The sequence below is a fragment of the Streptomyces hygroscopicus subsp. hygroscopicus genome (assembly GCF_030269125.1).
Taxonomy (GTDB): Bacteria; Actinomycetota; Actinomycetes; order Streptomycetales; family Streptomycetaceae; genus Streptomyces; species Streptomyces hygroscopicus_C.
The window spans coordinates 122,231-135,708 of sequence record NZ_BSSM01000016.1 but is presented as its reverse complement, the minus strand read 5'-3'; the positions used below and the strand labels follow the sequence as shown (position 1 = coordinate 135,708).

10 protein-coding genes are annotated in these 13,478 nt (G+C 74.2%); 2 read left to right on the top strand and 8 right to left on the bottom strand.

Annotation, left to right across the window (positions count from 1 at the left end; genetic code table 11):
• Nucleotides 1-183 precede the first annotated feature (183 nt).
• From QSK45_RS30000 to QSK45_RS29985, 4 genes are all read right to left on the bottom strand, one after another.
• Nucleotides 184-786, bottom strand: a complete 603-nt coding sequence (locus QSK45_RS30000) for an Rv1733c family protein (protein ID WP_285562027.1) — start codon at nt 784-786, stop codon at nt 184-186.
• A 33-nt stretch (nt 787-819) separates the two neighbouring features.
• Nucleotides 820-1,521, bottom strand: a complete 702-nt coding sequence (locus QSK45_RS29995; protein WP_285562026.1) for a CBS domain-containing protein — start codon at nt 1,519-1,521, stop codon at nt 820-822.
• A gap of 117 nt (nt 1,522-1,638) precedes the next feature.
• Nucleotides 1,639-3,357 carry a sensor histidine kinase gene (locus QSK45_RS29990; protein ID WP_285562025.1) on the bottom strand — a complete coding sequence of 573 codons (1,719 nt, stop codon included), beginning with the start codon at nt 3,355-3,357 and terminating at the stop codon, nt 1,639-1,641.
• Nucleotides 3,358-3,646: 289 nt separating this feature from the next.
• On the bottom strand, nt 3,647-4,387 hold the full coding sequence (locus tag QSK45_RS29985) for an SDR family NAD(P)-dependent oxidoreductase (RefSeq protein WP_285562024.1): 741 nt from the start codon (nt 4,385-4,387) through the stop codon (nt 3,647-3,649).
• A gap of 197 nt (nt 4,388-4,584) precedes the next feature.
• On the opposite strand from QSK45_RS29985, the gene ppdK reads away from it, so the two are divergent.
• Entirely contained in the window at nt 4,585-7,275 is a 2,691-nt protein-coding gene (gene ppdK, locus QSK45_RS29980) for a pyruvate, phosphate dikinase (RefSeq protein WP_285562023.1), read from the top strand.
• Nucleotides 7,276-7,452: 177 nt separating this feature from the next.
• Nucleotides 7,453-7,893 (top strand): pyridoxamine 5'-phosphate oxidase family protein, encoded by a 441-nt coding sequence (locus QSK45_RS29975; protein ID WP_285562022.1) that lies wholly within the window; start codon nt 7,453-7,455, stop codon nt 7,891-7,893.
• A gap of 39 nt (nt 7,894-7,932) precedes the next feature.
• Here QSK45_RS29975 and QSK45_RS29970 read toward each other — a convergent pair whose 3' ends face one another.
• The 4 genes from QSK45_RS29970 to QSK45_RS29955 form a co-directional block, all read right to left on the bottom strand.
• Nucleotides 7,933-9,000: a zinc-dependent alcohol dehydrogenase family protein gene (locus QSK45_RS29970; RefSeq protein WP_285562021.1), complete on the bottom strand. Its 1,068-nt coding sequence runs from the start codon at nt 8,998-9,000 to the stop codon at nt 7,933-7,935.
• Between the two features lie 115 nt (nt 9,001-9,115).
• Complete coding sequence (locus QSK45_RS29965; RefSeq protein ID WP_285562020.1) at nt 9,116-11,494, bottom strand: phosphoketolase family protein; 2,379 nt, start codon at nt 11,492-11,494, stop codon at nt 9,116-9,118.
• 77 nt (nt 11,495-11,571) lie between these two features.
• A complete protein-coding gene (locus QSK45_RS29960) occupies nt 11,572-12,435 on the bottom strand; it encodes a universal stress protein (protein ID WP_285562092.1) in 864 nt (287 codons plus the stop codon).
• Nucleotides 12,436-12,577: 142 nt separating this feature from the next.
• Complete coding sequence (locus tag QSK45_RS29955) at nt 12,578-13,474, bottom strand: universal stress protein (protein WP_285562019.1); 897 nt, start codon at nt 13,472-13,474, stop codon at nt 12,578-12,580.
• Nucleotides 13,475-13,478 lie beyond the last annotated feature (4 nt).

Sequence of the window (13,478 nt, the reverse complement as noted above, 5' to 3'; positions counted from 1 at the left end):
GCAGGGCCCTGGTAGGCCCCTGCACCGGACTCCGTAGCGCCCGGCACCGTAGCCGCCCCGGTCACCACACCCGAGCCGCACCCGAGACCGCGGCCACCCCCGAGTCGCACCCGGGGCCGCAGCCACCCTTCAGCCCCGGCGTCCTCGTCGCACCCGAGCCGCCCCCGGGGCCGCGGCCGTCCTTCAGCCCCGGCCTCCGCTGAGGTTCCCCCAGCGCGGGCCTATCTGCTTCCACTCCTCGTCCCACTCGGCCATCCGGCGCCGGATGAGCCGGTTGCGCACCAGCCAGCCCGCGCACCAGACCGCCGCGCCGGCCGAGGGGCCGACGAGGACGCCGGTGAGGGCCGCCTGGAGGTCGGCCGAGGCTCCGGTGACGGGCGGGGCGACGACGTGGTCGGCGTGGTTGGCCCAGACCGTGACGCTGCTTCCGGCGGGGACGCCGGGCACGACCTTCGCCCGGTCGGTGTGCACCGAGCCGTCCGGGTCGGTCCAGCGCACCGTGGCCCACACGCGTCCGTCGTCGTAGCCGGTGCCGGCGGCCGGGGTCGGGGCGGCCTGGTCGGTGAGGACCGCCGTGACGGGGTGCACCTGGGCGAGCCTCGCGGCGTAGGACGCGGCGGACGCCTGGGCCGCGAGCAGCCCGGCGAGGACGCCGCAGAACAGGACGAGCACCCAGGCGGCGAGGACGATCCACGCCTCGACGACGTCACTGTGCCGCCGCAGCGGATTGCGCCGCCACCGCCACAGCCGTACCGGCCTGACCGTCGTGGCAGGTGTCCGTGGCATCGTCACCGCCTCCTCTCGCGCGTCGGCGGCCCCTCAGCGGGTGCGGGCCGACTCGGCGTCCGGCAGGTCCGGGTCGAGATCCGGGTGGCGCGGCGGCCCGGCCAGCGCACACCGCACGTCCACCACGCCGGGCACGGCCCGCGCGAGGCGCGCGGCGAGCGGTACGAGGGCGGTCTCCCGGACCCGGCCGCGAAGCGTCACGACACCATCGTGCACCTCCACCCGGATCCCGGCCGCTTCTGCGCCGAAGAGCCGGGCGACGACATCGCCGGCGACCTCGTCGGCGATGTCCCCGTCACCGCGCAGGAACACCTTGAGCAGGTCGGAGCGGCTGACGATGCCGAGCAGGGTGCCCTCGGGGTCCACCACCGGGAGCTGCTTGACGCGCGCGCGGGCCATGACGCGCGCCGCGTGCCCGAGGGTGGCGTCCGGGGGCACGGTGACCGGCGGGGAGGTCATCAGCTCTTCCGCGGTCGCCGCCTCGGCCTTGGCCAGCTCGGCGAGGTGCCGCGTCCTGCCGTACCGGTCGAGGTCGTCCTCGCGGTACTCCTCCTTGGGCAGCAGATCCGCCTCGGAGACGACGCCGACGACGTGTCCGGCGTCGTCCAGCACCGGCACGGCGCCCACCCGCCACTCGTGCATCGCCTGCACGATGTCCTTGAAGCCCGCGCCGCTGCGCAGGGCGAGCACCCTGCGGGTCATCACGTCGCGCACGGTGGTCGGAGTGCCGTCCATGGCTTCCTCCAGGGGCTCTGGTGCCGCGTGGCACGTTCAGCCTGTGGTCGCCGCCCGGCCGGTGACGTGGGCCGACCGGACCCGACCGGGTATCCGCCGGTCCCGGAGGACCCGGGCCTACGACGAGGGCAGCGGGACCCGCCACTCCAGTGTGGCCCCGCCCCCTTCGCTCTCGCCCACTTCGAGCCCGCCGCCGAGCCGCTCCGCGCGCTCCGCCATGTTGCGCAGCCCGCTGCGGCGGCCGCCGGAGGGGATGCCGACGCCGTTGTCGCGGACCCGCAGGCGCACCTCGCGGCCGTCGGTGACGAGCAGCACCTCGGCGCGGTCGGCGCGGGCGTGCCGGGCGACGTTGGTGAGGGACTCGGAGAGCACGGCGATCACGTGGTCGGCGATCTCGCCCGGTACGTCGGTGTCGACCAGGCCCTCCATGCGCACGCTGGGCGTGAAGCCCAGCACCGGGGCGGCCTCGCCGGCCACCCTGACGACGCGGGCGCGCAGGCCGCCGGCGGCGGTGCCCTCACGGGCGCGCAGCCCGAAGATGGTCGAGCGGATGATCTTTATGGTCTCGTCCAGGTCGTCCACGGCGCGCAGCACCCGTTCGGAGGCCTCGGGGTGCTCGATGAAGCGGCCCGCGCTCTGGAGGGTCATGCCGGTGGCGAACAGGCGCTGGATGGCGAGGTCGTGCAGGTCCCGGGCGATGCGGTCGCGGTCCTCCAGGAGGGCGATCTGCTGGGCGGCCTGCCGGCGCTGGGCCAGCTCCATGGCGATGGCGGCCTGCGCCGCGAAGCCCCGCAGCCTCTCGGTCTCCTTGTCGGAGAAGGCCGGCCGGTCGCTCTCGCGCGCCAGCAGCACCACACCCCGGGCGCCGCCCTCGCCGGTGCCGATGGGGACGGCGACGGCGGGGCCGAGGCCGTCGAAGCGCGGTGGCTCCTGACAGACGCGGTCGTCGTGGACGACGTCGTCGCTGGTGACCGGGGCGGCCGTGGTGAAGGCCAGGCCCATGAGGCTGTGGTCGAGGGGCAGCACGAGGCCGCGGTGGGCCTCCGCCTGGGCGCCCACGGCGATCTCCACACCGAGCGCCTCGGTGTCCGGCAGCGGCATCGCGACGGCGGCGAGGGCCGAGCCGGTGATCTCGCGGGCGCGTTCGGCGATCAGGTCCAGCGCCTCGGCGCGCTCGCTGCCGGACATCAGGCTGTGGCTGATCTCGGCGTTGGCCATCAGCCAGCGTTCGCGCAGCCGGGAGTCCTCGTAGAGGCGGGCGTTGTCGATGGCGACACCCGCGGCGACGGCGAGCGTGGCGAGGACCGACTCGTCCTCCTCGTCGAAGTCGATCCCGCCGCGCTTCTCGGTGAGGTACAGGTTGCCGAAGACCTGGTCGCGGACGCGGATCGGGACGCCGAGGAAGGTGTTCATCGGCGGGTGTCCGGGCGGGAAGCCGTACGACGCCGGGTGTGCGGACAGCTTCGACAGGCGCAGGGGCTCCGGGTGGCGGATCAGCTCGCCGAGGATGCCGTGGCCCTCGGGGAAGGGGCCGATCTCCCTGATGCGGTCCTCGGACAGGCCCACGGTGTGGAACGCGGCGAGGGTCGTGCCGTCGGGACCGATGACGCCCAGCGCCGCGTACTCGGCGTCGACCAGGGCGGCCGCGGCCTCCACGATGGAGTGCAGGACCTGCTCCAGCTCCAGCTCGCGGCCGACGGAGAGGACCGCCTCCAGCAGGCTGTGCACCCGGTCCCGGGTACCACGAGCCGCGTCGATCCTGGCCTGCAGCTCTTCCAGCAGCTCGTCCAACTTCAGCTGCGGCAGCCGCACGCCGGGCTCCTCCGTTCCGGTCACCACGCCCTCCACTTCCCATCAGCCCATGTCCTCGACCCGACGGGTTCCCAGGACACGGTAGCCGCTCGGGGAACGGGAGGGGCACGCGGAGTCCCCTCCGGCGCATCCGCGGGCTCGTCATGCCGGTGGCACATGCCCGTCGGCAGGGGTGCCGGCGGGGCCGCCGGTGCGCGAGCCGCGTCGTCCGATCCGTCCGGGACGAGGCGTGCGACGGGGGTGTGCATGCGGACACGGGCCGGGCACACCCTGATCGGCCGGGTCGTGACCCGGCCGATCAGGGTGTGCGGTGTCAGGCGGTGAAGCCGCCGTCGACGCGGACCGTGGCGCCGGTGAGGTAGGCGCCGTCGCTGCTCGCCAGGTGGGCGACGGTGGCCGCGATCTCGTCGGGCCGCGCGTAGCGGCCCAGCGCCGTGAGGCCGGCGATCGCCTCGGCGTTCGGCCCGTCCGCGGGGTTGGCGTCCGTGTCGGTGGGGCCGGGGTGCACCAGGTTCACGGTGATCCCCCGCGGGCCGAGTTCCCGGGCCAGACCCTTGGTCATCCCGGCCAGCGCCGCCTTGCTCATCGAGTACAGCGCCATGCCCGGGAAGACCGCGCGGTCCGCGATGTTGCTTCCGATGCCGACGATGCGGCCGCCCCGGCCCATGTGCCGCACGGCCGCCCGGGACGCCTCGAACGGCGCCCGGACGTTCACCGCGAGCGTCCGGTCGAGTTCCGCCGGTCCCACGTCCTCGATCGGTCCGACGGGGAAGACGCCGGCGTTGTTGACCAGGATGTCCAGCCGGCCGAACACGGCGGCGGCCTCGTCCACCGCGGCGGTGAGGGCCGCGATGTCCGCGCTGTCGGCCCGGACGGCGAACGCCCGGCGCCCCGCGGCCTTGATCCGCTCCACCACCTCGGTGGCCCGTACCTCGTTCTTCTCATAGGTCAGCGCCACATCCGCGCCTTCCTCGGCCAGCCGCAGCGCCACGGCGGCGCCGATGCCCCGGCTTCCGCCCGTGACCAGCGCGGCGTTTCCTTCGAGTCGGTTCATGCCGACCAGCCTCGCGGACACCGGCGAGGGGCACCGGCGGAAATCGGACCCGGCGCTCCGCCCGGGACCGTCCCGCCGTGCGGCGCCCGCCCCGGGCCGTCCGGCCCCCGGCCGCGGGACCAGCGACGCCTCGCCCCGCGCCCCTTCCTGGTGGACGCTGGAGAGGTACCGCGGCCGGTAAGCCGAGGAGGGCGGTCATGGGGCGTTATGTGTACGGGTTCGCCGAGGGGAACCGGGACCTGGCGGGGCTGCTCGGCGGGAAGGGGGCGAACCTGGCGGAGATGACCCGGCTGGGGCTGCCGGTGCCGCCGGGTTTCACGGTGACGACCGAGGCGTGCCGGGTGTTCCTGGCCGAGGGCGCGGAGCCGGAGGGGCTGGCGGCGGAGGTGTCGCGGTATCTGGCGGCGCTGGAGAAGGACAGCGGGCGGCTCCTCGGGCAGGCGGACGACCCGTTGCTGCTCTCCGTGCGCTCCGGGGCCCGGTTCTCCATGCCCGGCATGATGGAGACCGTCCTCGACGTCGGCCTGAACGACGCCTCCGTGCTCGGCCTCGCCAAGGTCTCCGGCAACGAGCGCTTCGCCTGGGACTCGTACCGCCGGCTGATCCAGATGTACGGCAGCACGGTGATGGGCGTCGACCCCGCGCTGTTCGAGGAGGAGATGGCGCTGCTGAGGCAGGCCCGCGAGGCGCCCGACGACGTCCACCTGGACGCCTGCGACCTGGCCCGGCTCGTGGAGTCGTACAAGCGGATCGTGCGGGAGCGGACCGGCCACGAGTTCCCTCAGTCCCCCGCCCTCCAGTTGCAGCAGGCGATCCTGGCCGTGTTCGGGTCCTGGAACTCCGAGCGCGCCCGGCTCTACCGGCGCCGCGAGCGCATCCCGGACGACCTCGGGACCGCGGTCAACGTGCAGCGCATGGTCTTCGGCAACCTCGGCCCGGACTCCGGCAGCGGTGTCGCCTTCACCCGGGACCCGGCCACCGGCCGGCCCGGCCTGTACGGCGACTACCTGGCGAACGCGCAGGGCGAGGACGTCGTGTCGGGCGTACGCGACGCCGTTCCGCTCGCGGAGCTGGCCCGGCTGGACCCGCGCTCGTACCGCCGGCTGCGCGATCACGCCAAGGCGTTGGAGCGGCACTACCGCGATCTGTGCGACATCGAGTTCACCATCGAGCGCGGCACCCTGTGGATGCTGCAGACCCGGGTGGGCAAGCGCACCGCCGAGGCCGCGTTCGCCATCGCCGCCGAACTGATCGAGGAAGGGCTGATCGGCGCGGACGAGGGCCTGGTCCGGGTCAGCGGCGACGGGCTCGCCCGGCTGATGTTCCCGCGCTTCGACACCGCCGCCCTCGGCGCTCCGCTCGCCCACGGCGTACCGGCCTCCCCCGGCGCCGCGGCGGGCGCCGCCGTGTTCGACTCCGCGGCGGCGCTGCGACGGGCCGCGGCCGGGGAGCCGGTGGTCCTCGTGCGCGAGGAGACCACGCCGGACGACCTGCCCGGCATGGTCGCCGCGCAGGCGGTGCTGACCGGGCGGGGCGGCAAGACCAGCCACGCGGCGGTGGTCGCGCGCGGCATGGGCAAGGTCTGTGTGTGCGGCGTGCAGGACATCACCGTGGACACCGGCGCGCGCCGGTTCACCACCCGGGACGGCACGGTCGTGGCAGAGGGCGAGCTCATCTCGGTGGACGGCTCCCGCGGGACCGTCCACGCCGGGGCGGTACCGCTCGTCCCCTCTGCCACGATGCGCTATCTGGAATGCGGGGAGCAGGCGGGCAGCGTGGTGTCGGCGGTCGCCCGCGCCCTCGAACACGCCGACACCGTACGGCGGTTGGAGGTACGGGCCAACGCGGACACTCCCGAGGACGCCGCCCGCGCCCGGCGGTTCGGGGCGCAGGGCATCGGGCTGTGCCGCACCGAGCACATGTTCCTGGGCGAACGGCGCAAGCTGGTCGAGGAGATGATCCTGGCCCGCACGGACACCGCGCGCGAGCGGGCGCTGGCGGCTCTGCTGCCGCTCCAGCGCGCGGACTTCACGGAGATCCTGGCGGTGATGGACGGACTGCCGGTCACCGTACGGCTGTTGGACCCGCCCCTGCACGAGTTCCTGCCCGACCGCACCGAACTCGCCGTGCGGATGGCCGCTGACGAGGCTTCCGGCCGGCGACCCGAGGCGCGCGACGTGGAGCTGCTCGACGCGGTGAACCGGACGCACGAGGAGAACCCGATGCTCGGGCTGCGCGGTGTACGGCTCGGGCTGGTCGTGCCGGGTCTGGTGGCGATGCAGGTGCGGGCGCTCGCCGAGGCGGTCGTCGCCAGGATCCGCGCCGGGGGCGCGCCCCGGGCGGAGATCATGGTGCCGCTCGTCGGCGCGGTGGAGGAGCTGCGGCTCGCCCGCGCCGAGGTGGAGCGGGTGCTCGCCGAGGTGGGCGAGGAGACCGGCGTGCCGGTGCGCTGCCCGGTCGGCACGATGATCGAGCTGCCGCGGGCCGCGCTCACGGCGGGCCGGATCGCCGAGGAGGCGGAGTTCTTCTCCTTCGGCACCAACGACCTCACGCAGACCACCTGGGGCTTCTCCCGGGACGACGTGGAGGCCGCGTTCTTCCCGGCCTACCTCGACCTGGACGTCTTCGACGCCTCCCCGTTCGAGACGCTGGACCGCGAGGGTGTGGGCCGGCTGGTGCGGATCGCCGTGGAGGAGGGCCGGGCCGCCCGCCCGGACCTGGTGATCGGCGTCTGCGGCGAGCACGGCGGCGACCCGGAGTCGGTCCGCTTCTTCCACACGGCCGGCCTCGACTACGTCTCCTGCTCGCCGTTCCGTGTGCCCGTGGCCCGCCTGGAGGCCGGCCGGGCGGCGCTCGGGGACACCGGCCCCGGCCCCGACAGCAGGTGAGGGGCCGTACGGCCCCCCGGCCAGGTCCGAACGGCACTGTCGGGAACGGTACGGGAGGGGCGAGGGTGACATCAGGAGCGGCACCGATCCCCCGCGGTGTCGCTCCCCTCGTGCACGGCCCCCGTACACGCACATGGACCTCCCCGCCGTCGGCAGCGCACCCGCGAAGAAGCAGCCATGATCCGTCCTCACGACGCGGCCCACCGCCGCATCGACCTCGACCGCACCGAGGCCCTGCGGCTGCTGGGCAGCGTGTCCCTGGGCCGGATCGTCTTCACCCGGCAGGCGCTGCCCACGGTCCGTCCCGTCAACCACGCGCTGGACGGCGGCGACATCGTGATCCGCACCCATGAGGCCGCGGCGCTCACCTCGCACACCAGGGGGGGCGAGGACGGCGGGGTCGTCGTCGCGTACGAGGCCGACGCCTTCGATCCCGACACCCATCTCGGCTGGAGCGTCGTCGTCACGGGGTACGCGCGGCTCGTCACGGACCCCGCCGAACTGGACCGGCTCCGGAGGCTGTTGCACCCCTGGGCCCCGCCGGAGGACATGGACCAGGCGGTGCGCATCCGCCCGGACCTGGTCACGGGGGTGCGGCTGGCGGGCGCGGACGGCTGAGCGGCCGGCGCGCCCGCGCGCCCCGGCCGCCGCGCCGGTTCAGCCCGCGGGGATGGCCAGTTCGTGCTGCTCCCCGCCGAGTACGACCTTCAGGGCGCCGGTCTCGGCGGCCCGGGAGAAGACGTCGTACGCCCGCTCCATCTGGTCCAGCGGGAAGGTGTGGGTGACCAGTTGGCCGGTCGGGAGCCGGCCCGAGGCGGCCATCTTCAGCAGGGTCGGCGTGGAGTGGGTGTCCACCAGACCGGTGGTGATGGTCACGTTCCTGATCCACAGGTCCTCGAGGTGCAGCGTGACAGGCTTGCCGTGCACGCCGACGTTGGCCACGTGGCCGCCGGGGCGCACCGTGCGGGTGCACAGTTCGAAGGTGTCCGGCACGCCGACGGCCTCGATGGCCACGTCCGCGCCGAGCCCGTCGGTCAGGTCCGCGACCAGCTGGCGCGGGGCCTCGTGGACGTCCGCGACCGCGTCGGCGCCGAACCGCCGGGCGGCCTCCAGACGGGCCGGCGCCAGGTCCACGGCGATGATCCGCTCCGGCGAGAACAGCCGTGCCGTCGCGATCGCCGCGAGCCCGATCGGGCCGGCGCCGACGACCACGACGGTGTCGCCGGGCCGGACCCGTCCGTTGAGGACGCCCACCTCGTAGGCGGTCGGGAAGATGTCCGCGAGCAGCACGGCGTCCTCGCTCGCGAGGGTGCCGGGCAGCGGGTGCACGGACAGGTCGGCGTACGGCACCCGGACGTACTCCGCCTGCGTGCCGTCGATCAGATGCCCGAGGATCCAGCCACCGCCGCCGAGGCACTGGCCGTACACGCCCTCGCGGCAGTAGCGGCAGCGTCCGCACGAGGTGACGCAGGAGAGCAGCACCCGGTCGCCGGGCCGTACGGTGCGCACGTCGCCGCCGGTCTCCACGATCTCCCCGACGGCCTCGTGCCCGAGCACCGTCCCGGGCCGTACCTCGGGCACGTCGCCCTTGAGGATGTGCAGGTCCGTGCCGCAGATCGTCACCGCCTGGACCTTCACGATCGCGTCGGTCGGCTCCTTGATCTCCGGGTCCGGGACGTCCTCCCAGGACGCCTCTCCGGGCCCCTGAAAGACATAACCCTTCATGCCGCTCCTCACCCTCTTCACTCGGTGTGCCGCGGGACCGGGATGTTCGATACATCCCGGTATGTCCAGCTTGGTCGGCGCACGGGGCGCGCGCTTGGGCCGGACGGCCCCGGTTTCACCCGCCCCAGGTCCAGTCCGCGACCTCCGGCAGGTCCGTGCCGTGCTCGCGGATCCAGTCGTGGTGGCGGCTGCGGACGTCGGCCATGGTCTGGCGGACGGCGGCGGCGCGGACCGCGAGGCCGGGGACGCGGTCGATGACGTCCATGACGAGGCGGTAGCGGTCGAGGTCGTTGCGGACGACCATGTCGAAGGGGGTGGTGGTGGTGCCCGATTCCTTGTAGCCGCGCACGTGCAGGTTCCGGTGGCCGGTGCGGCGGTAGGCCAGGCGGTGGATCAGCCAGGGGTAGCCGTGGTAGGCGAAGATGACGGGTTTGTCGGTGGTGAACAGGCCGTCGTACTCGAAGTCGGTCATGCCGTGCGGGTGCTCCTCGTGCGGCAGTAGCCGGGTCATGTCGACCACGTTGACGACCCGCACGGCGAGGTCGGGCAGGTGCTCGCGCAGCAACTTGGCGGCGGCCAGCACCTCCTGGGTGGGCACGTCACCGGCGCAGGCGAGGACGACGTCGGGTTCGCCGCCGTCCTCCGTGCCGGCCCACTCCCAGATCCCGGCGCCGCGCGCGCAGTGGGCGCGGGCCTGGTCCATGGTCAGCCAGTCGAAGCAGGGCTGCTTGCCGGCGACGACCACGTTGACGTAGTCGCGGCTGCGCAGCACGTGGTCGGCCACGGACAGCAGGGTGTTGGCGTCCGGCGGCAGATAGACGCGGACGACCTCGGGGCTCTTGTTGAGGACGTGGTCCACGAAGCCGGGGTCCTGGTGGGAGAACCCGTTGTGGTCCTGGCGCCACACGTGCGAGGTGAGCAGGTAGTTGAGGGAGGCGATGGGCGCCCGCCAGGTCAGCCGCCGGGATGTCCTGAGCCACTTGATGTGCTGGTTGACCATGGAGTCGACGATGTGCACGAACGCCTCGTAGCAGGAGAACAGTCCGTGCCGGCCGGTGAGCAGATAGCCCTCCAGCCAGCCCTGGCAGAGGTGTTCGGAGAGGATCTCCAGGACCCGGCCCTGCCGGTCCAGGTGTTCGTCCACCGGGAGCACCTGGGCCTGCCATGCCTTGCCGCTGGCGTCGAAGACGGCCTGGAGCCGGTTGGAGGCGGTCTCGTCCGGGCCGACGAGGCGGAAGTCCCGGCGCTCGCGGGTGTCCTTCATGACCTGTTCGAGGAGGTCGCCGAGGACCCTGGTGGGTTCGTGCAGGGCGGTGCCCGGCTTGTCGACGGCCACGGCGAAGGTGTCGAGCGGCGGCAGCGGCAGGTCGCGCAGCAGGACGCCGCCGTTGGCGTGCGGGTTCGTCCCGAGGCGCCGGTCACCCTCGGGGACGCAGGCGAGGACGTCGGCGGTGGGGCGGCCGTCCGGGCCGAACAGTTCCTCGGGCCGGTACGAGCGCAGCCACTGCTCCAGCTGCCGCAGGTGGGCGGGGTTCTCGCGGACGCCGGGCAACGGGACCTGGTGGGCCCGCCAGGTGCCCTCGACCGGCACGCCGTCCACCTCGGCCGGCCCGGTCCAGCCCTTGGGGGTGCGCAGCACGATCATCGGCCAGTGCACCCGCTCGGTGGCCCCTTCCTCGCGGGCGGCGCGCTGCTTCAGCGCGATCCGGTCCAGGGCCTGGTCGAGGGCGGCGGCGAGGGCGCGGTGCACGACGGCGGGGTCGTCGCCGGTGACGTACAGGGGTTCGTGGCCGTATCCCCGCAGCAGCTGGTCCAGCTCCTCCTCGGGGAGGCGGGACAGCACGGTCGGGTTGGCGATCTTGTAGCCGTTGAGGTGCAGGATGGGCAGCACCGCCCCGTCGTGCACCGGGTCGAGGAACTTGTCGGAGTGCCAGGACGCGGCGAGCGGCCCGGTCTCCGCCTCACCGTCGCCGATCACGCAGGTCACGAGCAGGCCGGGGTTGTCGAAGGCGGCGCCGTAGGCGTGCGCGAGGGAGTAGCCGAGTTCGCCGCCCTCATGGATGGAGCCGGGCGTCTCGGGGGCGACGTGGCTGGGCACGCCGCCGGGGAAGGAGAACTGCCGGAACAGCCGGCCCATGCCGGCCCCGTCCCGGGTGACGTCCGGGTACGTCTCGCTGTAGCTGCCCTCCAGCCAGGAGCCCGCGAGGACCGCCGGGCCGCCGTGTCCGGGCCCCCAGACGCACAGCGCGTCCAGGTCGCGGGCCTTGATCACGCGGTTGAGGTGAGTGTAGACGAGGTTGAGTCCTGGCGAGGTGCCCCAGTGGCCGAGCAGCCGCGGCTTGATGTGCTCGGGGCGCAGCGGCTCGGTCAGCAGCGGGTTGGCCATGAGATAGATCTGCCCGGCGGCCAGGTAGTTGGCGGCGCGCCAGTGCGCGTCCAGGGTGCGCAGCTCCTCCTCGGTGAGAGCGGCTTCCTGAGGGGCGGCCTCGGTCATGGGGACTCCGATCGTCGTCGGGTTCGGGCGAAGTCGGGCGGGTGCCGTCGTTCGCGGAGAGTCGGTGGTGGTCGGCGTCAGTCGGTTTCCGGTACGACGGCCACCGGGCAGGCCGCGTGGTGCAGCACCCCGTGCGCGACCCGGCCGAGCTGGAGGCCGAAGCGGCCGCTGCGGCGCCGGGCGCCGACGACGAGCAGTCCGGCGTCCTGGGAGGCGGCGACGAGGACGTCGCGGGCGTGTCCCTCGGCGGTGTGCCGGTGCTGGTCGAGGCCCTCGGGTACGTCCCGCAGGGCGTCCTCCAGCGCCTCGGCCGCCTCCTGCTCCTCCGCGTGGACGGGGCCGCCCGCGAGCAGCGGATGTCCGGTGTCGCCGTGCGCCGGGCGCCGCCAGGCCCGTACGGCCTCCAGGGGCGTCCCGCGCAGCGCCGCCTCCTCGGCCGCGAACCGTACGGCGGCCGAGCCCGCGGCCTTCTCGGCGACGCCGAGCACGACGCGGCCGGGGGCCGCCGTGTTCCGGGGGGTCCCGCGCAGCACGATCACCGGGCAGTGGGCGTGCGCGGCGACGGCCAGGCTCACGGAGCCCAGCAGCAGCTCGGTGACGGCGTTGCGGCCCCGGCAGCCGAGGACCACGACGCGGGCGGTGCTGCTCTCGTTGACCAGCCCGAACGAGGGTTCCTCGGCCAGCACGGCGGTGGTGACCCGCAGCTCCGGGTGGCGCAGGTGGGCCCGGCGCTCGGCGGCGCCCATGATGTCCGCGGCCATCACCTCCTCGGCCGGTTTGCCGACGTCCTGGGCGATGAGGGAGCCCTCGTAGCGCTCCCAGAGCGAGGCGTAGACCACGCGGAGCGATGCCCCGCGCAGTGCGGCCTCCTCGGCGGCCCAGTCCACGGCGCGCAGACTCTCCTCGGAGCCGTCGACACCGACGACGACGGGCAGGTCCATCGTGTTCACTCTCCCTAAGTGGAGGTCGACGAGGCGGGCCCGCACCCCATCGTTGACGGATTCACCGGCGCGCGCGAGCCGTACCGGCGGTTTCGGCGACGGGCCTCGCCTCATTCGGCCACGTGGCGGACCGTCGCGCACCTCAGCCGTGCGCGACGACGGCCACGGGCGCCCCGGCGTGGTGCAGGACGGCCTGGGTCACATGGCCGATGTGGACGCCGTACGGGCTGGTGCGGATGCGGCGTCCGACGACCACCAGGGAGGCGTCGCGGGCGGCGTCGACCACGACCGGGGCCGCGTTGCCGGCCCGGCTGGCCTCGCTGACCTCGACGTCCGGGAACTTCTGCCGCCAGGGCCGCAGCACCTTGGTGAGCAGGGCGGACGCCCGGCGGCCGAAGACGGGCACGACCGGCGGGTCGGCGGGGATGCCGTACGCGGCGTACGGCGGCGGGGTCCAGCCGTGCACCACGCGCAGGGCGGTGCCGCGGCGCGCGGCGGCGTCGAAGGCGAACTCCAGGAGCGCCTCGCTGGGGCCCTCGGGGTCGTCGATGTCGAGGCCGAGGACGACGGGCTTGAAGGGCGTGGCGGCGGACGGGACGCCCGACGGGTCCGGCTGGTGCTCGTCGGCGGCCTGTTCACCCGCTCGGACCAGCACCACCGGACGCATCGTGTGCGCGATGACGGACAGCCCGGCCGAGCCGATCAGGAACCCGCCGAGCCGGCCGAGGCCGCGGGAGCCGAGCGCCAGCAGTTCCGCTCCGTCGGCCGCCTCGGCGAGGGCGGCGGCAGGGTCGCCGGTGACCTGGTCGGTGACGACCTCGATGGCGGGGTGGCGCAGCCGCAGGCCCGCCGCGGACTCACGCACCGTGCGGGCCCACTCCTCGGCCGCCGCGGCGTCGGCGTCGAGACCCGCCTCGGGCTCCCGCACGTGGAGGATCCGCAGCGGCAGGTCGCGCAGCGCCGCTTCGCGCGCCGCCCATTCGACGGCGGCCCGGCTCTCGGGGGAGCCGTCCAGGCCGGCGGTGACGGTTCGGGTCATGGTT